Raw genomic sequence first — 25,396 nt, 5'->3', positions numbered from 1 at the left:
CGCACGACAAATATTGGGGGAACTTCGTGCGCGCCAGCCGTGTTCGCATTCAGCAGTTGCGCGATCAGTACGGTCCCGACTTTCCAATTACTTGGGTCGTCTACCGGCGAGGATACGAGCGCCGGCAACGGCGTCAGGAGAGGAATATAATCTGCGGTATTAGGTCCATTCAAAGGAAATACAACGTCGAGTTGGTTTGGTTTTACTCAGGACAGCAGATCATCGACTACCTAAATGGAAATGGAGTTTCTACTACTTCAGGGTCTGCTACCCAGTCTAAAAACAGGAACCTTGTTAAGGTCAACGGCTTTGAGTATTTCGGCCATGCTAACCGTGCCTGCTTCATGTTTGATTATAGCAATGAAATCGACGGAACGTCTAAGGCTTATCTGCACGAAGATCAGCTGGCTAAAATTCGGAGGGGAGTTTTTACCCGTAGGGCCTTCATCAAAAGTTGGGGTTGTTACACGGGCAGGAGCATGAGCCGAAAGTGGCGAATCGCTACCCGGCGCGAAATGATCGGGGCGGTTGGTCCGACCGATTATACCAGCGGATATGCTGAGGGAGGAGCGCTTCCTTCAACAAGGAAGCCATGGACCAGATAACAAATAAATAAATACGCATAAAAAAATACGCGCGCAATACGCCCCTCTACGTTGTGGCTACCCACACAGCCTCACCCTACATTCCTCGCCCCGGTTGCAGCGCATACGGGGATCGAACCCGTGCCCCAGCCTTGAGAGGGCTGTGACCTAACCACTAGTCGAATGCGCCATGCAATCGAAAAATCGGAACGAACGGCGGCCTATTTTATTCTGGAATTGAGGAACATGAGCTCCTTACACCCTAGCAAGGGTAAAAGCGCTGACTCTATCTGCAAATGTGAGAAAGCAAAGATAATTGAGCGCACAACACTGCGTGAGAGATGTCGGCGAGTGCAACCGGCTTTGTTCCTATGGCTAAGCCATTTCTAATGTACACTTGGTTGTAGTATGAGATTATATACTCACGTCAGAGAAAAAAAGACCCCCCACTGTAGCACAGCACTGAGATTCTTTTGGAGCAAGGCTGTTTTCATGTTAGGCTGCAGCTTTATTTATTTCTTACGAGAACTCGCGCTACTTGCTATAGAACCCAGCACCGTTCACGAGCTTTATTGCTGCTGTACATAGTTAACCTTCCATAACTGACTGAACAGGCTCCCGCTGTAGTAACAACGATAGTACACAACGACATGCCTGTTTTCCCTTATAAAGGGAGTAAAGCATAATCGCTTCCAAGCAATACAGGGATAGTTACCAGATGCAGTTGACTAATCTAACTCGTAACCTGGAGATTGGGGCTAACTCTTACCTTCTGAGAGCAGGAGAAAACAACATCCTGCTAGATGCCGGCTTTCACCCTAGAATGGAGGGATTGGCAGCACTTCCGAATTTTTCTCTTCTCGAAGGTAAGAATGTAGACGCCGTGGTGCTCACACACGCCCATCATGACCACATAGGTGCTCTCCCCGCATTAACCAAATGCTTTCGCGACGTACCCATCTACATGACACCTGCTACAGCATGTATAGCGGGCATTGTGTTGCACGACTCCGTCAATGTTATGATGCGACGGAAGGAGGCAGCCAATCTTCCAGAGTACCCCCTCTTCACTCATCGAGGAGTAGACCGATGTTCGGAGTTATGGCAGCCGTATTCCATAGGTCATACTTTTTATCCTTGCAGTTTTTTTGGGAGGGAAATGCGGGATGTGCGCTTATGCTTTTTCGACGCTGGGCATGTCTTAGGGTCGGCAGGTATTCTCATTGAGAGTGAGGGGCGTACCTTCTTCTATACAGGGGATGTTAATTTCAGTGACCAGTCCATCCTCCGTGGAGCTGACTTTCCAAAAGGAGGAATAGACATCCTTATGATGGAGACCACCAGGGGAGATTCACCCGCGGCAAAAAACTTCACGCGAGATGCCGAAGAATTGCGGCTGGCACAAGCAATTAAGGAAATATTTGAGCGGGGCGGGGCAGTTACTATTCCAGTCTTTTCCTTGGGAAAAACACAAGAGCTGCTGGCGATGTTTTGGAAAATGCGCATCCGCGGACTGCTGCCAGCAGCACCTGTCTACCTAGGTAGACTTGGCGCTAAACTCACGCTGGTGTACGATACCTTCGCCTCAAACACTCGCCGCCATTCTCCGGCACTGCAGCTTCTGCAAGAAATGACTCCACAGATAGTCAGTGGAGCAGAAATCGGATCCTGCTGCCCAAAGCAGCAGTCCATTTTTGCGCTTTCAAGCGGCATGATGTCAGAAAACACGCTCTCCAATATTTTTGCACGTCGTATTCTTGAATCTTCCCGACAAGGTCTTTTCTTTGTCGGTTACGTGGACGCCGACTCACCTGCAGGAAAGATACGAAGAACCGTGATTGACCAAGAGGTCGTCCTGGAGGTGGGACTTCCAGCGCTAAAAAGGAAGTGCCAGTGCAAGGAGTTTAATTTCAGCGCCCATTCCTCTCGCGAAGCGCTTTTGGCATACGCACTACGTATCCGGCCTAAGACTATTGTGCTAGCACATGGAGACTTTTTAGCTTTGGAATGGTTCCGTGGATCTCTTACTCAGGCGCTTCCGGAAACAAAGATTATCCTCCCCCAACCTGGTCAAGCAGTGGACTTATAGTAATTCTTCAGAGGAGTTCCCCCTCTCTGAGGGGTAGCCATCCCGGGTCATGCTTCATAGCAAATCGAGCATGAGTTCTAGCTGGCATGCCATGGAATGCAGTGCCAGGGTGTGCTTATTTTCTTCTATGCCTAGGAGGCTGTTTTTTGCCCGTTTCAGAAAACGGATCCCTGTTCGCGATGCTGCCCGTACGGCACCTGTTTTTAACACCATACTGATGAGAGTGCTTGTCTCCAAAACGCCTCTTTTCCTAGAGAGAAGTGATAGACGGACATTAGCTTCATCGTTACCGTCGAGCTTTTTGGAATGAAGCATTAGAAGTATTGGCAGCGTAAACTTCCCCTTCTCAAGATCCGTCCCCAGCGTCTTTCCCTCCTGGGTCTCGCTGCCAACTAGATCCAGACAATCATCATAGATCTGGTAGGCAATTCCTAATTGCTGGCCGAACCGGCGCAGGGTGTCGACTGTGCTTGCACTGGCTCCACTAACTAAGGAGCCAAGCTCGCAAGACAGGGCCAAAAGCGCCGCCGTCTTCATCTCGATAATACGCTGATAATCAGCTATACTCAGCTGAAGATCAAACCGGCGCTGAGTCTGAAGGATTTCACCACTACAGACTTCAGTGGCTGCATCCGCAACTTTGCGGCTAATTTCCCGGTTAGCAAAACTAGCAGAAAGCCTCAGAGCATGGGAAAACAAACAATCCCCTAGAAGGACACTCAGGGTGTTTCCCCACTTTGCATTAGCTGTGGCCTTAGAGTGGCGCAAGTCCGTCCCATCTATGATGTCGTCATGCACCAGCGTGGCAGTGTGTATGAGCTCAAGGACAACGGCGAGGTCTATATGCTCCGAAGTAATTTTACCGGTAGCCCCACCTGCAAGCAGGGTGAGAATAGGACGTAGACGCTTCCCACCCTTGCTCGTTACATGGGCGATATAGCTCCTTACCATAGGATTGAAGAGACAGGATTGCTGGAGAATTTGTTCCTCAACAGAATGCAAGTGGGCACAAACTAATTCTATTACCTGTTTACATGCAAAGGACACCGTATTTGGAAGAGTAACCAACCTCTTCATTTGAGAACTTTCTAGGTGGGTCATTCTCCTTAAAAGTAAGTATTGAGGTGTGAGAGCTGTGGGCCTCTCCTCCCGCTAAAAAGCAAACTAAGGAGAAACATGTGCTGTTTCGCTGTTTCTTTATTTTTAGCTAACTTATCTGCAGAGAGAGCGTGTGGATGTGTAGTAGCAGTCTTCAAGAAATTCGTTACGAGGCAAACTGGGCGGAGGATACACATCCCTTTTCTTGTATTTCTTGTCATTAATGAACTAGGTTGCGGAGGGTGGTGGGGGAAAGGCGGTAGGGGGGCGCAAGGGGCGCAACACCCCGGTACTTGCCTGCTTGCCTGGACGGCCATAGCTCCGCACAAAAACGAACCTTTAGGTGCCTCCCTTTCTTTGGCTTTCCTCAGCCTCTTAGTTCCTCACGGAGGAGCTCTGTACCGGCCGAGAGAACAGAGAGGCCCCGAGGATCGGGAAGGTCACTTACTCCTTGGGGACATTTAGTAGCCTATTAGGGTTTGTGTACAGATTTTTTCTTCCATTGTCAGTCCCGCCACTTAAGCAACTGCAAACTGGCAACTGCAAATTGCAATAGCCTGCGGGGTCTCTTGGCTTCCGAAGCTTATCCCTTTCCATAGACTAACGAGACATTTTAAGTAAAAAGGGACTCCTGCCAGTAGGACAGCTCCCACTGGCTCCACTGGCATTATTTCTCAGTGCTCTTTTTTCGTCGCCATGACTACCCTTCCCAAGATTTACTACCCCTCCACATCTGTTTTGATGAATATCCTTTGCACAGGAATTAACCACAGGATCGCTCCTATCTCCATGCGAGAGCGATTTGCCCTGCCTCCACATGAGATGGAAATATTACTTCATCAAATCCACCAAATTGAAGGGCTCCATGAAGCCGTAATCCTTTCCACCTGTAACCGAGTAGAGTTCTATGTAGCCACGATTTGTCCGAGGCTCAGCGGGGAAAGGATTCAGGATATTCTGAGCGATCGAGTGGGTTACGAGGCTCCCTTCTATCACCATGCGATACCTTTTAGCGTACGACATTTATTCCGAGTAGCCAGTGGCTTGGACTCCATGATCTTGGGAGAGACGGAGGTACTTGGACAGGTGAAACGTGCCTATGATAAAGCTCTGAGAGGAGGATCTACCTCCAGGCATCTAAATAAGCTCTTCCAATACGCCTTTCGGGTAGCAAAAACGGTGAGGTCAGAGACAAGAATTACCCGGGGTCCGACCTCTATAGGAGCGGCGGTAGTAGAGCTTGCTGAGAAGATTTTTGATGATCTCGAGAAGTGCCGCATTATGATCCTTGGTGCCGGAGAAACAAGTAAACGTACAGCGCGCAGCCTAATTTCTAGAGGCGTACGGAGTACCTTTGTTTCTAATCGTACTTACGAGCGAGCAGCACACCTCGCAGCTGAGGTTGGAGGGGAGGCTCTACACTTTGCTCAGTGGCAAGATGCTTTTCCCGATGTAGACATCCTTATCAGTTCTACCAGTGCACCCTATCCAATTCTTACAAGCGAACGGCTTTCTCTCCTCATGAGAAAGAGGAGACAACGACCAGTTTTCATTATTGATTTGGCTGTACCTCGCGATATTGAAGCCTCTGCCAGCAACCTAGACAGTGTTTTCCTTTACGATATCGACTCCCTGCAGGATATTGCTCAACAGTCTATCAACATTCGTCATTGCGAACTTGATTGTTGTGAGGCTCTTATCGAAGAACATGTGCGTGGATTTGTTGCTCGTCTACATCAGTCCACTTGGAAAGACTCCCATAAGCTGTTGTCCGTATGAAGACTCTTAAGATTGGCACGCGAGGGAGCAACCTTGCGCTTGCACAAAGTTTCCTCCTCCAGACTGCGCTTTCTCGAGCGTATCCTGAGCTTTCTATGGATACGGTCATTATTCGCACACAGGCTGACATGAGAGTGGATGCTCCACTGGGAGTGGCTTCTCCACTTGACAAGGGAGCCTTTACCAAGGAGCTGGAGATTGCCCTCTTACAAAGGACAATCCATGTAGCGGTACACAGCCTCAAGGATTTGCCTGTGGAGGAGGACGCTTCCGGGCTAGTTGTTGGCGCTGTCCTTCCAAGAGCTTCGTGTGAGGATTCTCTCGTTTCTAAACGGGAGGGTGGACTTGAGGCACTACCTAGGGGAGCCCATGTAGCCACAGGCAGTCAACGGAGGCAATCTCAGATTCTCAGACAACGCCCAGATCTTGTCGTCGAGGGCATACGTGGCAACGTGGAGACGCGCCTTGCTAAGCTAGCGGGGACCAGCAGACTTCACGCTATTATAGTTGCTAGGGCTGCACTAGAAAGGTTATATGCCCTAACGCCTGGGGGTCTCTGTGAAAGATTTGGCCTGTATGCACAGGCTCTGAAAGATTTTTTGCCTGCCCCTGGTCAGGGAGCAATCGCCATTCAAGCGCTAGAAAAGGATACGAAAACCCGCCAACTACTCATGCCACTCCATGACCCTATCACCGGAGAATGTGTATATGCGGAGCGCCTTCTCTTAAAGAAGTTGGGTGGGGGGTGCCATTCGGCTCTAGGTGCGCTGGCTCAACCGCTCCCAGGGGCTATTTACCTCCAGGCTGCTTGGTTCCAAGGCACTCTCTTCCGTTTTGCTCAGGCAACAGCCTCCAATGCTGAAGAAGTAGCAACGCAAGTTTTTTCCACTTTTTCATCGAGATAGATGGGATATTCTGATTGAGGAACTGGTATGGAAAACGAAAGAGGATTTTGTTACCTCGTTGGAGCCGGTCCAGGAAATCCTGGCCTTCTTACTCTGCTTGGAAAAGAATGCCTCTCTAAAGCACAGGTTGTGGTCTATGATCACTTGTGTTCAGCAGAATTGCTTCATTTTGTGCCCAAGTCAGCAGAACGTATCTATGCCGGTAAGGAGGTAGGGCGGAGGGCCTTTTCTCAGAAAGCGATTAACCGGTTACTTGTAGAAAAAGCTAAAAGTGGATTGTGCGTGGTTCGATTAAAAGGAGGAGATCCTTTTCTTTTTGGACGCGGCGGTGAGGAAGCGGAGGCTCTCGCTGAGGCTGGTATTGCCTTCGGTATTGTTCCGGGCGTCTCCTCTGCCATTGCTGGGCCAGCCTACGCTGGTATACCAGTTACTCACCGCAGTTACAGCGCCTGTCTAACGATCTTCACTGGATATGAAGACCGCAATAAGCTTTCATCCAAACTGGATTATGCGGCGCTTACCCATGTAGGTGGTACTAAGGTTATGCTTATGGGAATGGCGCGCCTAGAGACAATTATTGAGGAGCTCCTTATCCACGGCATGCATAGAAGTACACCTGTAGCATTGATCCGTTGGGCAACTACGGGCTACCAGAAAACTCTGTGCGGGTCACTAGAGGAGATTTCACAGAAGGCCCGAGAATCCGGATTTACTGCACCTGCCGTTGCTGTCTTTGGTGACGTAGTACGGTTGCGGAAGAAATTGAACTGGTTTGAATCTCGTCCACTCTTTGGTAAACGCGTGGCCGTCACTCGTAGTACTTTGCAAGCTGGTACTCTTCTGAGAGCTCTCCGCGATTTAGGAGCGGATGCTTTTGAATTGCCCACCATTCGTATCGAGCCTCCGCAGGACGAAGGAGCGTTTTTTCAACTCGTCACAGATGCTCATAAATATGATTGGTTAGTGTTCACAAGTCCGAACGGGGTGGACGCCTTTTTCCAAGCGTTTTTCGGAATTTACGAAGATGTTCGAGAAATTGGTGGGACACGCATTGCAGCTATCGGCCCAGCAACCGCGGATCGAATCCGCTCTTACCATTTGCAGATAGATCTCATGCCTACCCAGTATATAGCAGAAGCTGTTGTAAGGGCCTTCCTGGAAAAGACAAGCATGGAGAATTTACGCATTCTCCTGGCCCGATCGGGAAACGCTCGTCCCTTTTTAAGAAGGGAGCTCTCTCGATTGGGTGCTATTGTAGATGAAGCAATTGCCTACCGTACAGTGCCGGAAAATAATGAATATGTTGGTATACGACGCTTTCTAGAGGAAGGAGCAGATATTGTTACATTCACTAGTTCTTCCACCGTGGAAAACTTCTTCACACTTCGACTTTCACCACCTGAAAATTTCCAGACGGCTAGCATCGGTCCCATTACCTCACATACTTTGACTCGACTTGGGTTTTCAGTTGATATTGAAGCGGCCCAGCATACCATTCCAGGCTTGGTGAAGGCCATTTGTAGGCACTACGCTACCGATCCGTGAGGTATCGCCATATCACGTGCCACAAACTGGCGGTTTCGTTATTCATGTGTCTGTCTTATTGCCCTAGGAGGGGGACGGCTTGCTCTGCTCCCTATAAAAAAGCGCAGGCAAAAGGAAGCGAAAACTCTTCTCGGCTACTTCGCCGATTAAAAGGGACCGATAAGAGGCAGTGTTCTTTCCTGTCCCGGCCTTTTCTGCTCTGCCGCTTGCTTTAATTTTTTTCTCTTGCTTCTAAAGAAAGGCCAGATTCGGGCACTTCCTCCCATCTCCATTTGGATTGTCAAGCCGGGATCCCTGGGAGATATTGTCCATGCTTTGCCTTGTGCATCCGCTATTCGTGCACAATGGCCGCACGCACAGATCTCCTGGGTGATCGATCCCCGTTGGGCAACCCTTTTGGATGGCAATACTTCCGTAAGCCATCAAATTCTATTCCCTAGGACACGCTTGCGAGGCTGGAGGAGTGCGCTGCATGCTATGGAATGGGCGGCTGGTCTTCTACGGCGTAAGCCTCCGGAGATTTGTTTGGACCTCCAAGGCTTGTTGCGTAGTGCCATCATTGCAAGGTGTAGTCGAGCCAAGCATATTTTTGGACTGCCAGGTTCTCGCGAGGCAGCACGCCTTTTTTATCATCATACCAAGTTTTCCGATGCAAAGACCCTCCATGCTGTAGACCGCTATTTGAGTGTCCTCTCCGCTCTTGGCTTACCTAATCCAATCTGCCCGGAATTTCCACTCCCCTCTGGTTATCCTCCGACAGGCTTACCTACTGCTTCCAATTGGATCCTTCTCCATCCCTTTGCTCGTGGAGAGGGAAAGTCCCTTAGCGAATCAGCTATTCTCCAATTCTGTGAACACTTTGATTCTCTTCCTGTTCTTATTGCTGGTATTGGAGAACTCTCTCCCCGCTTGCCATCACACTGTATCTCACTTCTTAATAAGACTTCCCTTTTAGAAATGATTTGGCTATGCTCACACGCCGAGTTTGTGGTGTCAGTAGACAGTGGGCCTGCTCATGTGGTAGCGGCAGCTAGGGGAGATCGGCTGCTCTCTTTACACATCAGGAGTGATCCGCGAATGGTAGGACCCTACTCTCCACGTGCGTGGATTTGGCAGGGAGGGGAGATTCGGAGACAGAATCTCTCTCCTCATGCAAGGATCCTTCCCCAAAAGCAATTGGGAAAATCCGATATGGATTATGTTGCCTCGTGGCTTAAAAAGAGACTAGAGCGTCCGTAGGGGTTTATGCGTTTTTGATTCCATGGGATTTTCCAACCTCTACAGTTACGTTTTATCTCACCCCTCCCCACTGCTCAGGCGGTTTATAGGTCTACTTGCCCCGATAGACCATCATAGGATGCAGTTGCTTAAAAACGTTCCGCCATTCTAACTCGCCACCACTTTGGCAAGACTATGCGCATGTTTGCTCCAATCTATCTCTCCAGTGAGTGTATCAATTCCTGCGCATACTGTTGGTTTTGCCCGGGAGAATGCCATCCTACGCACCACCTTGGAAATTGACGAGGTAGCTAGGGAGGCCCGTCACCTTGCTGCGCAAGGATTTCGTAACCTCCTTCTAGTTGCTGGCGAACATCCTAAATTCGTCTCTCATAAATACTTGGAACGTTGTATACGTCTCCTTGCTACTGAAATTCCCTCCATTTCTTTGGAGGTAGCACCCATGGAAATTTCTGAATACCAGAAAATGACTCGTGCAGGAGCAGAGGGTCTTGTCCTTTACCAAGAAATGTATCACCAACCCAGTTACGCACAGGTGCATCGGCTTTGGCCCAAAAAGAACTTTGAGTGGCGGCTAGATGGTCTGGAACGTGCCTACGCTGGGGGGTTCCCCATCAGCTTGGGTTGGGAGCCCTTTATGGGCTGTGGAAATGGCGGGAGGAGGCTATTGCCCTAGCATTACACATTGAATATCTGCTTCGTTTTTGTTGGAAGGCTCAACTGACACTGAGCTTTCCTAGATTACGCCCGGCAACAGGGGGATTTTTCCCCGCCATATCCGATTTCCAATCAAGAACTCATTCAACTCCTTTGTGCGTTCCGGATTACCTTCCCATGTATTGGCATTGTTCTAAATACCAGGGAATGCCCTCGGCTCCGTGATGTTCTCGCCTTACTAGGTGTTACTCACATGAGTGCCGGCAGTCACACAGAACCTGGGGTTACACTGGCCAGGGTGCTGCTCGCTTACATCGAAGCGTCTCACGTGGTATTATCGCTGGATATTCTACCGGAGGACACTCCGCAACGGAATAATTTTCCATTGCCGACAGCCGTTCCCCTGACGAGGTTTCCAAACGCCTTATCGAGCTCGGCCTGGATCCCGTCTGGAAAGACTGGGAAGCTGTGATTTCTTCCGAGATATGAGTACTATCTGGATAAACGGCGAAGAGCTAAAAAATGTCAATGCTTCTACGGTAGAAGAACTGATGAAGGAATTGGAAGTCTCTCCTATCACATTAGTAGAGCACAATGGGAAGGCATTGCACCGCGCGGAATGGTCTACCATGCCGATACGGCCGGGAGATCATCTTGAATTGCTCTATCTCACTGCAGGCAGATAAGAGTGACTGTGGAGAAAAAAGAAGAAGACTTCCGAAAACTGAGAGCTAACGTATGCCAACCGCTTGAAGGGCGTTTGTCATAACCTTGACAGTATACTGGATATCTTCTGAAGAATGTTCCGTAGAGAGAAAACTAGCCTCAAATTGGGAAGGAGGAAGGTAGACCCCGCAACGTAGGCATGCCTGAAAAAACTTTCCAAAAGAGGTGAGATCGCTCCTCTGTGCATCGGAAAGATTGCAAACGGAATGAGGAGTAAAATAAAGACAAAACATCGATCCGATACGGCGGAAGGAAAGAGGCTTTCCTCGGATACACTCCAGGACCGCCCCTTCAAGATTGTATCCTGTTTCTTCCAATTGTTTCCAGCCATCGATTCTCTGGAGTTCTCGAAGTTGCGTAAGGCCAGCTGTCAAGGAAATTGGGTTTCCCGAAAGCGTGCCAGCCTGATAGACCGGGCCATCTGGAGAAAGGTGATCCATAATGTCGGCGCGCCCCCCAAATGCACCTACTGGGAGGCCGCCGCCGATAACTTTCCCTAGGGCCGTAAGATCTGGACGAACACCAAAAATCTCCTGTGCTCCCCCTGGAGCAAGGCGAAATCCAGTCATGACTTCATCGAAGATAAGCAACGCCCCATAGTGGTCACAGAGATGTCTTAGCTCTTCTAGGAAGCCTGGAAGTGGTAAGTAAAGGCCGGCATTGGCTGGAACAGGCTCTAGGATTACTGCTGCAATGGCAAGTCCCTCCCTTCGGAAAGTTTCCCTGACGGCGTCAGGGTTGTTAAAGGGTAGCACTCTCGTCAATTCAGCGAGGGCCTGGGGTATTCCCGCGCTGTCAGGCTGCCCGTGGGTCAGTGCTCCACTTCCCGCCTTGACAAGGAGGGAATCCACATGTCCATGGTAGCAGCCCGCAAATTTAACTACTATGTCCCTTTTGGTAAAACCTCTAGCGAGTCGAATACAACTCATGGTTGCCTCAGTTCCGCTACTAACCATGCGCACTTTTCCGATAGATGGGACCATGCTTCGTATGGTTTGGGCCATCTCTACCTCTAGAGCAGTAGGTACACCGAAGCTGATGCCATTTTGCGCAGCCGCATAAATGGCGTCAACAATGGCCATATGGCTATGCCCCAAGATGGCCGGACCCCAGGTGCAAACGTAATCAATATATTCTGTTCCGTCTACATCAGTAAGACGCGACCCTTGTGCGTGCTTTACAAAGAACGGCTGTCCTCCGACTGCCCTAAAAGCTCTAACTGGCGAGTTGACTCCACCTGGTATCAAAGCTTTAGATTTTGAGAATAGCCGTACAGATCGCAACATGGGGTAAGACAAGGTGAGACAACAAGTTCGTAGAGGATACCTAGCAGTTGTTGAAAAACCAGCTACTTAAGTCGCTTCCCCGGATCGACCCAACCACCGCGGGAACCCCGTAAAGATAAGGGCGAAGGGCAACTTCGGGCTTCCAAGCCAAACCGATATACGGGGAAAGCAACATGCTGAGGGAGCGGTAAGATTGCACACAAAAACTACACCATGCCCCTAAAAAATCAACACGGACCCGGACGATTGCTCATTTATAGAACATTATGCAATAAGTATCAGTGTTGCTCCGTGCTTGTGCCCAGTCCTGCCTTGCCCTTTATGTTAGAGTGCGGGCTCCTGTCAGGACTTTTCAGGAAGGAGCAATGTGCAATTCGTGCCCCCACCCTATTGTATTAGTAGGCGGGGGTGTGCACCTGGGAAGCAAGAGTCTGAAGGAGAGGAAAGGATGAAGGGATAGGGCCGGTCCTCTACTACCCATTTGCAAAACTCCACCCAATTGTGCAGTATGGGAGGGGATCCGTGCAAAATCTTAGTTCCATCACTAATTCCGCCCCTCACCGGATTAAGCATTTCCGCAACAAGCTGATCGCGGGAATCCTCATTTCCGTCCCGTTGGTTGTTACTCTAACAGTCCTAAAGATTGCCTACAGTACAATCAACAACTTTTCTTCCCCGATATTCCACTCCCTTGGCGTCCATTTTCCTGGTGTTGGAGTCGTCACCACGCTACTGCTCATCCTTGGGTTGGGTTTTATGGCAACGAATGTTATTGGGAGAAACATTATAGAAAAATTTGAGGCTATTATCCTAAAGATCCCCGTGGTAGCTCATCTCTACGGAGGAGTCAAGCAGGCCATTGAATCGGTACGCAATATCAAGATGAGTTCCAATTTTAAGCGCGTTGCCTATGTACCATACCCTAGTTCCGGTTGCTATCTGATCGGATTTGTGACAGGCACTCTCTACGACGAAACATTGGGTTACGAGATGACCGCTGTCTTCCTACCTACCACTCCAAATCCATTTACTGGATATATGGTTTTTATTGAAAGCTCGCGCGTTATTGAGAGCAGTCTCACCCTGGAACAGGCTACCAAGGCCGTAGTTTCCGCAGGGCTTGTGTCCCCCGCAAAGCCCTTTCCTGCCTCATTGGGAGTTCATCATAGTCCCAACGGGGAAGTCTATGGAAAGAAGGGGCCAAGCGTCCCATCTATCTCATCTACTTGAACTCTACCTAAACAAGTGCACATACGGATCGCCATAAGTTACAATGGCATTACGGGCTGGTTCTCTCACTGCCAAGATAGAGGGGGGGTGCGGTGTCTACACAAAGGCTGGAACGGGGGGTTGATCTTTGCGATAGACCGCCGATGGCACCCGCAGATTACCAAAGAATGACTTCGTCACGGTATTCTCTGCCGGAGATGCGCGCTCTTTGGACAGAACAACGTAAGTTGGAAATCTGGCTAGAGGTCGAAGTTCTTGTGTGTGAAGCTATGGCACAGCTGGGGCATATTCCGGCAGAAGATGCGATAACTATCAGGGAACTGGCAACATTCGACGTCAAAACAGTTCGCGAAATTGAGGCACGTACTCATCATGAGATCATCTCTTTCCTGGAAAACGTGTCTGCGTATGTAGGTCCTGCTGCTCGATGGATACACTATGGCTTAACCTCTTCGGATATTCTGGATACTAGCTTGGCCTTTCAAATGACAAAGTCTGCAGACATTCTCCTGAAAGATCTCCGCGCTCTCCAGGTTGCTGCTGCAAGAATGGCCAAAAAATACTGTCTGACTCCAATGATTGGTAGGAGTCATGGAATACATGCAGAACCTATTACTCTTGGCCTGAAAATGGCGCTTTTGTTCGATGAGTTTGTCCGTGCAGAAGAACGTCTAAGACAGGCCAAGGAGAGAATTCGTATAGGAAAAATTAGCGGGGCCGTTGGTACTTATGTGCATCTAGATCCTGCTGTAGAAAAATTTGTCTGCAGGCAGCTGGGTTTAAAGCCTGCTTTGCTTTCTACCCAAATCGTACAGCGGGACCGCCATGCAGAATTTTTGTGTGTGTTGGCTGTCATTGCCTCTAGCATTGATCGTTGGGCTACGGAGTTCCGCCATCTTCAACGCACTGAAGTTTCAGAAGTAGAGGAACTCTTTTGTGATGGGCAGAAAGGCAGTTCTGCCATGCCTCACAAACGAAATCCCATTACTAGCGAGCGGCTAAGTGGCCTTGCTAGAATTATCCGTGGATACGCGGTTGCAGCACTAGAAAACGTAGCTCTCTGGCATGAGAGGGACATTAGCCACAGTAGCGTTGAGCGCATTATCCTCCCGGACTCCTGTATGCTCCTAGACTATATGCTCGTCACCCTCTGTAGGCTCGTTTCCACTCTCCAGGTACATCCAGAGAAAATGCAACGTAATTTGTTGCTAACTCGCGGACTCTATGCAAGCCAGTCTATACTTCTCTTGTTAATAGACAAGGGATTAGAGAGGAAAGCTGCCTACGAAATAGTACAACGCGCGGCCACACGGACTTGGAGAGAAGAGACCATCTCTTTCCAGAAAAGTCTTCTGGAAGAGCCCGTTATTTGCAGTCTGCTGACCGAGGAAGCAATTACTGCTGCCTGCTCCCTTGAACATCATACTAAGAAGATCGAAGGTAGGATAAGGGCCCTCGGAATCGACCAGCTCTTGCTGAATCACAAACGTTCCTGCCATACTGCAACCTGACTAAACAAAAAGAATGAATGCCCCACAGATCTCATGTGGCATACTTGATGGCACCAAGAAGTTTTTGGTTTTGCCGCTCTCCTTTATTCAGGTGGGATCCATTCTGGCGCAGCACCTACCTGTGCAGGTTAGACTTGATTTGCCGCAACGATTGCAAGCCTCTCCAGAAGCTGGATCTACCAAGCAGAACGTAGAGGTAATCGTCCTGGGCTATCACCGATTCGGGTCTTGCCCTAAAGATACCCTTGCCATTCAGCCCAAAGTTTTTAGAGAGCAAATGCAGTTCCTCAAGGACGAGGGAATTACCGTCATTTCTATGCGGGATTTTCTTGCCTGGAGACGAGGGGAAAGGGAGATTCCCCCAAAAAGCGCGTTAATTACTATCGATGATGGTTACATGTCTAGCTATAATGTAGCCTGGCCTATTTTAAGGGAGTTTGGCTATCCTGTTACTCTTTACCTCTACACCAAATATGTAAATGTAGGAGGCAAATCGCTTAGCTGGAAACAGTTACAGGAAATGCGGGATGCTGGGATGGAATTTGGAAGCCATAGTGTTTCCCACGACAACATGTCGCGCCCGCGTACATTGGGTGGGTGTGATTATCAATCGTGGCTTTCCAATGAGTTGGAAGAATCCAAAAAGGTCTTAGAGTACCATCTTGGTGTTCCAGTTACTACCTTCGCGTATCCCTATGGAAGCCATGATATAAACATTGTGCAAGCCGGACTCAGAAAGGGTTATGAGGCCATGTTCACTGTCAACCCGATTTCAGTCCATTTAAGTTCCCCACCAGGTTCTCTAGGAAGATTTATTATTTACTCTTCCCAGCCTGGCACTTTTAGGAACGCCATTCGCATTTTTAGAGATAAGCAGGGAACAGAGATAGTTCCTCCAAGCGGTTCTTGTTACTGGACCCGTAAACGGGAAAGCAGTTTAGGAGGAGAGCCACTAGTAGCAAGAGCCATGAAACCCACTCCCCTCGTTCTTCCACTACAACCGCCGACCCTACCATGCAGAAGAAGGCGCTCTTAGCACTAGAAGATGGCCGTGTATTCCGTGGCGAGGCGTTCGGAGCCCACAGAACCGTGATAGGTGAGATCTGCTTCAACACATCTATGACAGGCTACCAAGAGATTTTAAGCGATCCCTCTTACTGCGGTCAGATTGTAGCAATGACGTATCCAGAAATTGGCAACTGCGGCGTTAATGCCTTGGATTTAGAAAGCGACACTCCACGTATACGCGGGTTTGTCATCGAGGAGTTAAGTCCAATTGCTAGCAACTGGCGGTCTGAAGCCAGTCTGCAGACCTATCTTACTCAATGCCATATTCCTGGCATAGCTGGGATTGATACACGTGCTTTGACACGCCATCTACGTACTCATGGTACCATGAAAGCCTGCCTGACCAGTGAAATTGGCGACGGGGTTGAAGCCGTGCTCTGCGCAAGGAATTGTGAAGAGAGGGAGGATCTTGTGAAGGAAGTCACTACATCCCAGCCTTATGACTGGGATGTAGACGGAACTTTGAGTTGTCAGTGGGGACAAATCCACTCAACTGGAGGAACAAGAACTATCTCCCGGGGAGATGGCATTTCCCTCCTCCCGAAAGCGCGGCACCACATCGTTGCCTATGACTTTGGAATGAAGCGTAACATCCTACGCTCTCTACGCCAGGTGGGGTTCTTAGTGCATGTAGTGCCTGCTAAAATGCCAGCTGAAGAAGCCCTTGCCCTTCAGCCGGAGGGAGTTCTACTTTCCAACGGGCCAGGGGATCCTGCCACACTTGACCATATTAGAGAAAACGTCCGTAGACTTATTCACCACGTGCCTATTTTCGGTATTTGTCTCGGCCACCAAATTTTGGGACTCGCCTTTGGTGGTAACACACTTAAGTTGAGATTCGGTCACAGGGGATCCAATCAACCTGTGAAAGATCTTCGGACCGGACGAGTTTTTATTACCTCGCAAAACCATGGTTTCACCATTGCGCCTGACTCTCTTCCTGACTGTGTGGAGATCACGCATATTAATTTAAATGACGATTCTGTTGCTGGGTTGCGTCATAAGGAATACCCAATTTTCAGTGTACAGTATCATCCGGAGGCATCGCCAGGTCCCCACGAAAGTTGCAACTTGTTTCAACAATTTTTTAACCTGGTTGCACAAGCCAAATCTACGTGAGAATGCGTGCCTCCAACCCTCCTGGCCTATAGGGCGTTTACTGGACGGTGATAGGTAAATAGGTAAATATGGAGCGCACGAGAAAAAAAGGTTTTCGCTTTCCGTATATCCAAGGCCGTCAACCGCTCAATTCGACGTTCCAATCGGTAAGGTTCACAAAATGCTGCCAATTTTTGGGATGTTCTATTGGGGATGACACATTATTGGATGGAATCCACTTGGGGCATCTTGGCTTACGTGTGAGCTGCATCCTCGCCTCGTGAGGTAGCCGATTTCCCTTTCTAGTATTGCAGGAGATACAGCAGCAAACCACATTTTCCCAGGTAGTTCTTCCTCCCCTGTCCCTTGGTAAGACGTGATCTAGACTAAGGTTAGCATGGCGGAATATCTTTCCGCAGTACTGGCATCTGTTTTTTGTCCCGCTCAAAAACACTGCGGCGTGTGAGTTTTACTTCCCTCCTGGGGAACTTATCAAACAGGAGCAGTACCACGATACTCGGAATTAGAATTTTCAGTGAAACAGTGTGCACCATTCTCGGTTTAGGGTTTTCCCTAGAGAAGTCCCTCCAACTCTGGAAATCATGGGTCAGAAAGTTTTTCCGCCTATCTGACGAGACAGCTCGAACGTATCCTTGGTATAAGAGGGAGAAGGCTCTACGGGCACTGCAAGTGTTCACCGCCTGCCATAGGCGGTTCAACACCAGTACAGAACTGTTAAGCGGGGATTCCAACATTAAGTTTCCACCTTTCTGGACGGGACTTTTTTGCAAGCTGCCACGCGGAGATGCAGAGAACCAGGCCACCCCTATCCTAAAAGAGGTGGCGCATCCTCCCCTTCCGTCAGGCGTCACTTTTTTAGCAGGAAATACACTCTTTGTATCTTGCCTCTCTAAAGGGAAAGAGATTTTCTACCTACCTTAAAAGAGCCTTCTCCCTTTCATAACTCTTCCTAGCTGGATGTGTTACGCGGTTGGCATGTTATAGGACTGATGACACAGTGTGACCTTCTACCTTCTGGGACTAACCCAAATAATTCTGCCAAGAGAAGCCCTGGGATCTGCGTAGTGGTGACAGTAAGAGGTTTATAGGGGGATTGCACCTGCTTAAATGCCCCTTACAACGTCGCCCGCATGAAACTATAGGTGTCTCTAGGGGGGGATTGGAATAAGCAATGGGTGGCATAATAGAGAAGTAGCTGTTTAGAGGATACGTAGAGGGAGCATCACGCTCCTTAGAAAATAAGGAAGACTGACGAAGGTTCTCTTGTAAGAGTCTTCGCCACATGCTACCAGTGTAGCGTTACGTAGCAGCTGCGGGAGGCTTTAGAAGGTTTGTTAGGACCAAGGAAATAAATACCAAAATACCATTAGCCCACACAAAGCCCACGTAAATAAATGGCCACGCCAATTTTCACTCCTCTCACAATCACAAGACCGACCGTGTGCCGATGGTTTTCTCTCCCCGTGTATAAACAACCCCTACTCCTAGGCTGGAGTGCTCCTTCCCTGCAGGAATTGCTGGTTATCCTAGCCGTCGCTCTTATCATATTTGGGGCCAAGCGACTACCGGAATTTGCGCGGGCACTAGGGAGAAGCCTTGGTGAGTTTCGAAAAGCAAGAGATGAGCTTGAAAAAGAATTTCATGATGGATCGGCAGGTGAAGAGTCCTCTTCTCGGCTATATTCTCAGCCATCTCTGGACCAAGCTCAAGGCACTCCAGGTCCACTGCCACAACGACAGCCTCCCGGAGCAGTGTCGCCGCCTCCCCCTTCGGCAGCGCCCTCGTCGCTCTCAATGCCACCTCCAAAGGATTGCAGCACCCGGTAAAACGCTAGCCTGTCTGCTCCTATTACTCGCAGATACCTGGCGGTCTTCCCCCGGATGGTCCTGGTCCTATTGTGACTGGGTGTCACCTGCCACTTGTAAGCTGGTAGCTTACAATCTGAATAACTATTCCGTCCAAGGAGTTGGAAATTTGCCTGCCAAGTCTCCAACTTCACTCTCTGCAATAAAAGATATTCTCAGAGAATTACAGCCAGACATCCTTTTCCTTACCGAAATGGGAACTCAGCAAGACCTCCTCTTCCTCCAGAGGCAGCTGAGGGACGCAGGCCTTTCCTTACCATACACTATTTGGATCAATTCTGTGGATCCACTCCGGCACCTTGCTCTACTTAGTCGCTTCCCCCTCGCACAAGATGACTCCGTTCGATTCGTCACGACCCCCCTCCCTAATCATTTCATCAAAAGAGGCATTATGGACGTCACTTTTCGGTTGGGATCTTATACCCTCCGTGTGGTAGGGGTCCATCTAAAATCCCGAAGAGCCCCAGTAAGACAATCGCATCGTGTGCGATTTGCAGAGGCACAGGCGCTCGCCGCGCACGTTGCAGGCATCCTACAGCGCTCCCCTGAGACCAATCTTTTGGTTATTGGCGATTTTAATGACTGTCCTGCTTCCCTCGCTCTAAAAACCATCCTCCTGAAAAAAATAATTCCTAACAAAGTAGTTCTGCTTCCGGACTTACCACATACTACCCTTCTCGATCTTGCCCCCTCTGACAAACGCGGGGAACGGTGGACCCACTATTTTGTAAGGGAAGACATCTACTCCAGGCTCGATTATCTGCTCGCTGCGCAAGGAATTGTTCCAGAGATCGTCGAGGTAGGGATTTGCCACCATCCGCGTTGGAATCTTGCCAGTGACCACCGTCCTTTATATATCCTCATTTCCCTTGTTCCATCCCCTCAAGGGGAGGAACGAAATCTCGCACCTAAACGGCTTGCAAGCCTCTGCTTCAAACGCTTTTCTGAAATCACTGCCTCTTGTTTGGTAAGTGTACGCTCTTCTGAGCGGAATACTAAAGAAACCCCAATCGACCTCCAGTGGATTGGTAGTTTGATCCCAGTAGGATCCACAAAAACGTCAAATGGCATGACAGAGCACAGGAAAGGTTCTCCTGCTGAAAGCAACGTTTCCAGGACACTTTCGTATGAAAATTTCTTCGGGAGAAGGATAGCAAGATCGCGCACTATTGCTGGATATCGTGGAATCGCAGAAATTTTTCTGACCGTGGCAAATCCCTTTTGGAGGGGTTCAAGCCACAACTCAGCAACCAGTATCCCTTCTGGTATCCCTAACTTCCTAGACCAATAGGGCAACAGCTGACCTACAACTCCAATAGTTTCACCAGATTCTTCCAGAACGTAGAGGCAGAGATTCTCCTCTAGAGAAAGAGGAGTAGCGGGGATCTGTGTGGAAATGGCAGTAGTAGAAAGAACAAAACGTAGGCGTTCTCTTGTCAGAGATTGTACAATCCCCTTCAGGTCGTAAAGATCTAGCAGGCGTGATTTTCTACCTCGCCAGGAGGGAGAAGTGGAAACTCCCGCCATTGCTATCCCCAAGCTGGAAGCTCCCTCTTTAGCTCCCCGACGAAAAACTTTCCCTATTTCATAGAGCCGCACTGTCTGTTGACCATGGCTGAGATTTTTTTGCACTGCAGGAAGTAGTGCGGGGACCAACCCTGGACGGAGAAGGGCCTGATCTTCTCCATGGGGATTTCTTAAACGAATAGCTTCCGACTCAGAGATTAGGTTATGAAAAAGGCTATCTGACACGAGTGTGTGCGTACGAACTTCAAAGAAGCCTTGAGCGACAAGACGCTGATGTAGGGTGGAGTAAAAATCTAAGACCGCATCTTCCTGAGTAGAAGGAGAGGGTTCAGCAAACCTTGCCTCATTGATTGCTTCAATGCCAATCAGACGCATCACTTCCCCAATAAGATCCACCTCTCGAGTTAAATCCCTTCGAAAGTCAGGCACTTTCCAGGAAGAAGATTCTTGAGAAAGATCCAGTAAGGTGAACCATCCCCTTTCCAGAGAGCGGCTAATTTTGGTGGGATTTAGGTCCATACCCAACAAACGAGCAGCTCGACCGTGATGGATTGTCACCCGTGTAGCTGCTAGGGGCGCCCCGTCGACTACCATTGGAGTCTTCACTCTCCCACCGGCAATCTTACATATCCACTCTTTGGCAAGTTCTGAGGCAGGTACAATGGCAGTGGTGTCCACCCCACGCTCAAAGCGATAGCTGTAATTGCTGGAAAGTCCAGTGCGACAGGAAGTGCGCCGTATTTTCCCTGGATGAAATGCCGCACTTTCCAACAAAATCTCCGTCGTATTTGTTGAGATCCCAAAACCACCTCCTCCTACTATTCCGGCCAGGGCTATTGGACCCTTCTCATCCGCAATCACCATATCGCCTGATGTAAGGGAATATTCTTGTCCGCCTAGGTCTAGGAACCTTTCTCCTTCATGTGCCAAACGCACAAGAATATCTCCGCACACTTGCGCTGCGTCAAAGGCATATAAAGGCTGACCCATTAGCAGCGTCACGTAGTTCGTTATATCCACTATGTTGTTGACAGAACAGACACCTACAGACTCCAGCTTGGCTCTTAACCAAAGAGGACTTGCCGCTACTCGTATTCCTTGAATTCTTCTGAGTGAGTAAAACTCACACCCCACAATGTTCCTGACTTCCGCTGCCACTAGGGAATTACTTCTAGTTTTGGTCACAGTCGTAGGTAGTGTGGCACTCCATTTTAGAGAAGCTCCGGTAAATGCTGCCACTTCACGAGCAATCCCTAAGTGACTTAACCAGTCCCCCCGATTAGGAGTAATATCTAAATCGAGGATAGAATCTGGCGGAAAAATCTCAGAAATTTTGGTACCTATTATGGTCCCCTCCGGGAGGATGAAAGGCTTGCCAGTTACCCCTGGCACCAGTGCTAGCTCTCCTGCATCGCAAAACATGCCTTGTGATGTTATCCCATGCAGTTTGTCTTCACAAACTCGCACATTTCCCGGTAAGGTCACCCCTGGAGGAGCCAGTGGCACCTTGTCTCCCACACAATAGCATTTCTTCGTGTCACAGAGAACTTGCCTTAATTGCAGACCGTCTAAAACCTGGTAGACAGTTAGGTGGCTCAACTGTGGATGTGGCCTCTTCTCTAAAATTTGAGCTGCCACTATATCTTTGAGTGATTCCCCCCATCCTGAAATCGACTTTACCTGGACACCAGCACGAGCCAGTAGGTCTTCGAGATCGACAACCGATCCGCAAAAGTGGACAAGCTCCAAGAGCCAATTGAAAGAAAGCTTCACTAGTACGAAAAACGGTTAACTAAAATTGGGACAGAAATCGGATGTCGTTCTCTATAAGCATACGAATATCAGCGATGCCGTTCAGGGCCATTGTTAAACGTTCCAACCCAATCCCAAAAGCGAACCCAGAAACCACCTCTGGACTGTAGACTCGATCTCCCCTTTTGCTACTGACCGCTTCAAAAATAGCCGGGTCTATCATCCCACAGCCTGCCAGTTCTAACCACCTATTTCCAACCATCGCTGATCGGACATCAATTTCGTAGCTTGGTACAGTGAAGGGAAAAAAATGGGGGCGGAAGCGAACTTCTGCCTCCTGACCAAACAACTCACGGAAGAAAAAGACAATTGTTCCCTTAAGATTTGCGAGACTGACATTCCTTGAGATGTATAGTCCTTCTAATTGATGGAATTGCATCAAATGGGTGGCATCTACCTCATCACGTCGGTAGGCTGCTCCAGAACCGAACACGCGTATTGGAGGTGGTTGACATTCCATCGTCCTTATTTGGATGGTGGAAGTATGAGTCCTTAGAAGGCGGCCGTCTCGAAGATAAAAGGTGTTCCTCTCGTTTCTGGCTGGATGATCACTCGGGGTGTTCAATGCGTCGAAACAACGCCATTCTGTTTCGATATCTGGTCCGGTAGCATACGAAAACCCCATACGGCGGCAAACAGCAACAGCGCGGCTTAGCAAACAAGTAAGAGGGTGAACTGCACCATACTCCGAGGCGGTGCCAGGTAATGTGAGATCTAACTCCCTAACTACTGCCTGATCCCACTCCTTCCTAAGAAAACTTTCCCGTTTCTCAAGCGATGTGTTTACTGTCTGACGTAGATCGCCAAGGAGCCTTCCGAAATAAGGCTTTTTCTCTTTTGGTATCTCTTTTAGTAATCGATTCAGCAAAGCAAAGGACCCGGAACCCCCAAATACCCTAGTGCGAATCCCATTCAGGGTGGAAACACTCCCTGCTGCTGCAATTGCCTCCAGAACCTCTTTTTGAACTCTCTCAATTTGAGATCTCACCTAACCAGCACAAGCGCAAACCCTTTTAGCCTCCAGTGCAGCCATCGCCTTTTGAAAGACTTGCTTGAAAATCGGGGGGTCTGCTATAGCCAAATCCGAAAGCGTCTTACGGTCCAACAGGATACCAGCATCTTTGAGTCCCTCAACAAATCGACTATAAGTGATTCCTTCGGCACGCGCCGCAGCATTGAGACGCTGGATCCATAGACAGCGGAAATTACGCTTACGCGTCTTTCGGTCACGGTAAGACCACACCCTCGCCTTTAGCTGGGCATCTTTCGCATAGCGAAACAACTTGCTCCTACGTCCCCGATATCCTTTGGAAGCCCTAATAACTCTCCTACGTCGCTGCCGGCTGGCCGGTGCATTAGTTGCTCTCGACATGTTAAATGCGTCTTTTGACTGTTAACGGAGCTGGTCTTTTGGTTTTTGCTGATAACAAAATAACCCTGGGCTTTACCTGGCTCCATACGCGATGTTGCATCCCTTCTGATGGGGCACAAGTCCTGGGACTGAAACTAACCAAATGGGAGAGACCGCTTAACCCGTGAAACATCAGAATTGTGGACTACTATCCCCTTTGCAAGCCTGCGCTTACGTTTTGCAGATTTACACTCAAGGAGGTGACGGCGACGAGCATGTGCACGCATTATCTTTCCGGTAGCAGTAAGCTTAAACCTCTTGGCAACAGCTTTCCTAGTCTTACTATTTGCAGTGGACATCGGCGTTAAGGCAATGGCTAGCCTTTTGGCAGATTCTGCGCAACACAGAACTCAGAAAAACATTGCATATCTTTTTAAAAACAAAGGATCCCGCACAAGATAGGTGGGAGGTAGGCAAAAAATCCAGTGAATTTTTTCCCTTGAAACAAGGGAGCTGCCTCACAGCCCCCTTCAACCCTCAACCCCACCAAGGAGGAAACCCTCCTTTTAGCTCTCCCTCTATTATAGAGCCCCCAAGAGGGAGAAACGAGGCACTGTGTCAATACAATTCTCCATATGTAGCCTAAGACCCCCTCAGAGTATTGGGTAGTATTGGGTATGCCCCCAGCGCGGGAGAAGAACACCTGGCAGGCTCCCTTACTGCCAGGCCAACACATTCCCGGCTTACAACACAACCCAAATGGCCCCCTAGGAGCACTAGCTTTTCTAACTCTTTCTATCCTGGAAAACTCCACCGTTACACCGTTAATATGCCACTCGTAGCGGCCAACTTAATTATCTCAGTCCCCAGGAATGGAACAGGTAGCCGCCTAACCAGTCCCCCCTCTCACTACCCCCAGCCATCAGCCCAAGCCAGGAAGCTCAGGTAACCATTGTCCGCTCTCCTCGTCACATATGAAGAAAAAAACCAACCTCCCTACCGGGCCCAGCACTGTATCTGCTTTGCATCCCTCTCGCAACCCTAAACTTGGGGGTTAGACTATCCCCATACCGGTTGACAATCCGCTTTTTTCCCGAAAAAAGCAAAAAAACTTTCTAGGGTACGATGGGAACACCCCTCCAACGTACTCTAGCCACACTGTATTTATTCCTGTACCCCATGGAAGATCCAAGGTTTAAAAAAATACTTTTTTGGGTAGGGGTCTGGCATGTTCTCTTATTTGGGGTCTCTTTTCTGTCAAACCAAGCTTACTTTTCCCGAAAAATTGAAAAGGTCACATGGCTGGATGGCTGCTCCCTGCTTCAGAAAGAGCCCACCCCTAAGCCCAAGCCCCCCCCCCCTAAGCCCAAGCCCACCCCCTCTAAGCCCAAGCCCACCCCTAAGCCCAAGCCCACCCCCTCTAAGCCCAAGCCCACCCCCTCTAAGCCCAAGCCCACCCCTAAGCCCAAGCCCACCCCCTCTGAGCCAGTTAGCAGTGACTCATACATCTCCTATAAGGGCAAATATGTCGGATACAACCAGCTCATCCATGACTGTTTTTACAGTCAATGGGATCAGCCACCAGCCTCATTTTGTAGCCCACAGCAAGAGCTTGCCTGTATCCTAGAAGTTCAGATTACTCAGGACGGGAGGATCTCTAGCTATCAAATCATAGGCGGTAGCAGGAACGCAGTCCTGGATCGCTCTGTTTTGGAGGCAAGCAAGCGTGTAAAACAAATTGCCCCCTTACCGGCCAGCCTCAGAGTAGGTGGCGTATACACTGTGCGGATTGAATTTAAGTGCAGCAGTTAAGGCACTTGAAGCTTCTGAGATGTATACACCCTACAAGCAATGAATTTCTTCTAGAGAAAAACCCCTCTTGTATCTCCTAGATTTTCTTATCCTCTGTGTAAACTCCCATTGGGTTACGCTTCCTTATTTCTCTCAATGACGTGTTCCAGTGATCCGCGTAGAAACCCTTCAAACTACCCTTACCCTTAACCTG

The 25,396-nt window shown here is 49.2% G+C and carries 19 protein-coding genes, 1 tRNA gene and 2 pseudogenes; 14 read left to right on the top strand and 8 right to left on the bottom strand.

From position 1 onward, the window contains the following. The first annotated feature begins 26 nt into the window (after positions 1–26). Complete coding sequence (locus tag JMM79_00110; protein ID QQY08390.1) at positions 27–605, top strand: hypothetical protein; 579 nt, start codon at positions 27–29, stop codon at positions 603–605. A gap of 97 nt (positions 606–702) precedes the next feature. Here JMM79_00110 and JMM79_00105 read toward each other — a convergent pair. Beyond that, positions 703–774: transfer RNA gene (locus tag JMM79_00105), tRNA-Glu, on the bottom strand. A gap of 528 nt (positions 775–1,302) precedes the next feature. Between JMM79_00105 and JMM79_00100 the strand changes: the two genes are divergently transcribed. Continuing rightward, the gene (locus JMM79_00100) at positions 1,303–2,673 is read left to right on the top strand and encodes an MBL fold metallo-hydrolase (protein ID QQY08389.1); all 1,371 of its coding nucleotides are present in this window, start codon (positions 1,303–1,305) and stop codon (positions 2,671–2,673) included. A gap of 54 nt (positions 2,674–2,727) precedes the next feature. Here the strand turns inward: JMM79_00100 and JMM79_00095 are convergent, their stop codons facing one another. Continuing rightward, entirely contained in the window at positions 2,728–3,750 is a 1,023-nt protein-coding gene (locus JMM79_00095; GenBank protein QQY08388.1) for a polyprenyl synthetase family protein, read from the bottom strand. 717 nt (positions 3,751–4,467) lie between these two features. Between JMM79_00095 and JMM79_00090 the strand changes: the two genes are divergently transcribed. The 6 genes and pseudogenes from JMM79_00090 to thiS all read left to right on the top strand — a co-directional run bounded on the left by JMM79_00090 (position 4,468) and on the right by thiS (position 10,582). Further along, complete coding sequence (locus tag JMM79_00090) at positions 4,468–5,550, top strand: glutamyl-tRNA reductase (GenBank protein QQY08387.1); 1,083 nt, start codon at positions 4,468–4,470, stop codon at positions 5,548–5,550. Then, a complete protein-coding gene (gene hemC, locus JMM79_00085) occupies positions 5,547–6,455 on the top strand; it encodes a hydroxymethylbilane synthase (GenBank protein ID QQY08386.1) in 909 nt (302 codons plus the stop codon). Before JMM79_00090 ends, hemC begins: the two co-directional genes overlap by 4 nt. Positions 6,456–6,482: 27 nt before the next feature. Further along, positions 6,483–8,000: a uroporphyrinogen-III C-methyltransferase gene (gene cobA, locus JMM79_00080; protein QQY08385.1), complete on the top strand. Its 1,518-nt coding sequence runs from the start codon at positions 6,483–6,485 to the stop codon at positions 7,998–8,000. A gap of 225 nt (positions 8,001–8,225) precedes the next feature. Then, entirely contained in the window at positions 8,226–9,239 is a 1,014-nt protein-coding gene (locus JMM79_00075) for a glycosyltransferase family 9 protein (GenBank protein ID QQY08384.1), read from the top strand. A 22-nt stretch (positions 9,240–9,261) separates the two neighbouring features. Beyond that, a pseudogene (locus tag JMM79_00070) lies at positions 9,262–10,385 on the top strand (2-iminoacetate synthase ThiH). Then, a complete protein-coding gene (gene thiS / locus JMM79_00065; protein QQY08383.1) occupies positions 10,382–10,582 on the top strand; it encodes a sulfur carrier protein ThiS in 201 nt (66 codons plus the stop codon). The pseudogene JMM79_00070 and the gene thiS overlap by 4 nt, the downstream one beginning before the upstream one ends. 45 nt (positions 10,583–10,627) lie before the next feature. Here the strand turns inward: thiS and hemL are convergent, their stop codons facing one another. Further along, entirely contained in the window at positions 10,628–11,908 is a 1,281-nt protein-coding gene (gene hemL, locus JMM79_00060) for a glutamate-1-semialdehyde 2,1-aminomutase (GenBank protein ID QQY08382.1), read from the bottom strand. Positions 11,909–12,430: 522 nt separating this feature from the next. On the opposite strand from hemL, the gene JMM79_00055 reads away from it, so the two are divergent. The 4 genes from JMM79_00055 (at position 12,431) to carA (ending at position 16,836) form a co-directional block, all read left to right on the top strand. Beyond that, on the top strand, positions 12,431–13,138 hold the full coding sequence (locus JMM79_00055) for a DUF502 domain-containing protein (GenBank protein QQY08381.1): 708 nt from the start codon (positions 12,431–12,433) through the stop codon (positions 13,136–13,138). 167 nt (positions 13,139–13,305) lie between these two features. After that, positions 13,306–14,649: an adenylosuccinate lyase gene (locus JMM79_00050; protein ID QQY08713.1), complete on the top strand. Its 1,344-nt coding sequence runs from the start codon at positions 13,306–13,308 to the stop codon at positions 14,647–14,649. Positions 14,650–14,662: 13 nt separating this feature from the next. Then, positions 14,663–15,685, top strand: a complete 1,023-nt coding sequence (locus JMM79_00045) for a polysaccharide deacetylase family protein (protein QQY08380.1) — start codon at positions 14,663–14,665, stop codon at positions 15,683–15,685. Continuing rightward, on the top strand, positions 15,664–16,836 hold the full coding sequence (gene carA, locus JMM79_00040) for a glutamine-hydrolyzing carbamoyl-phosphate synthase small subunit (GenBank protein ID QQY08379.1): 1,173 nt from the start codon (positions 15,664–15,666) through the stop codon (positions 16,834–16,836). The genes JMM79_00045 and carA overlap by 22 nt, the downstream gene beginning before the upstream one ends. Before the next feature lie 118 nt (positions 16,837–16,954). Here the strand turns inward: carA and JMM79_00035 are convergent. Continuing rightward, positions 16,955–17,570 (bottom strand): annotated as a pseudogene (locus JMM79_00035) (HNH endonuclease). A 660-nt stretch (positions 17,571–18,230) separates the two neighbouring features. On the opposite strand from JMM79_00035, the gene JMM79_00030 reads away from it, so the two are divergent. Then, complete coding sequence (locus JMM79_00030) at positions 18,231–18,662, top strand: twin-arginine translocase TatA/TatE family subunit (GenBank protein ID QQY08378.1); 432 nt, start codon at positions 18,231–18,233, stop codon at positions 18,660–18,662. Between the two features lie 921 nt (positions 18,663–19,583). Here the strand turns inward: JMM79_00030 and JMM79_00025 are convergent. The 4 genes from JMM79_00025 to rpmI form a co-directional block, all read right to left on the bottom strand. Then, on the bottom strand, positions 19,584–22,001 hold the full coding sequence (locus tag JMM79_00025) for a phenylalanine--tRNA ligase subunit beta (GenBank protein ID QQY08377.1): 2,418 nt from the start codon (positions 21,999–22,001) through the stop codon (positions 19,584–19,586). 19 nt (positions 22,002–22,020) lie between these two features. Then, a complete protein-coding gene (gene pheS / locus JMM79_00020) occupies positions 22,021–23,028 on the bottom strand; it encodes a phenylalanine--tRNA ligase subunit alpha (protein QQY08376.1) in 1,008 nt (335 codons plus the stop codon). Beyond that, on the bottom strand, positions 23,029–23,412 hold the full coding sequence (gene rplT / locus JMM79_00015) for a 50S ribosomal protein L20 (protein ID QQY08375.1): 384 nt from the start codon (positions 23,410–23,412) through the stop codon (positions 23,029–23,031). It abuts the gene before it with no gap. Between the two features lie 134 nt (positions 23,413–23,546). Beyond that, positions 23,547–23,750 (bottom strand): 50S ribosomal protein L35, encoded by a 204-nt coding sequence (rpmI, locus tag JMM79_00010; GenBank protein ID QQY08374.1) that lies wholly within the window; start codon positions 23,748–23,750, stop codon positions 23,547–23,549. An 820-nt stretch (positions 23,751–24,570) separates the two neighbouring features. Here rpmI and JMM79_00005 point away from each other — a divergent pair. After that, entirely contained in the window at positions 24,571–25,203 is a 633-nt protein-coding gene (locus tag JMM79_00005; protein QQY08373.1) for an energy transducer TonB, read from the top strand. Positions 25,204–25,396: the final 193 nt, after the last annotated feature.

This window comes from Candidatus Xiphinematobacter sp. (assembly GCA_016766635.1).
Lineage (GTDB): Bacteria > Verrucomicrobiota > Verrucomicrobiia > Chthoniobacterales > Xiphinematobacteraceae > Xiphinematobacter.
Note: the sequence above shows the minus strand (reverse complement) of the source record. Positions and strands in the feature narration are given on the sequence as shown.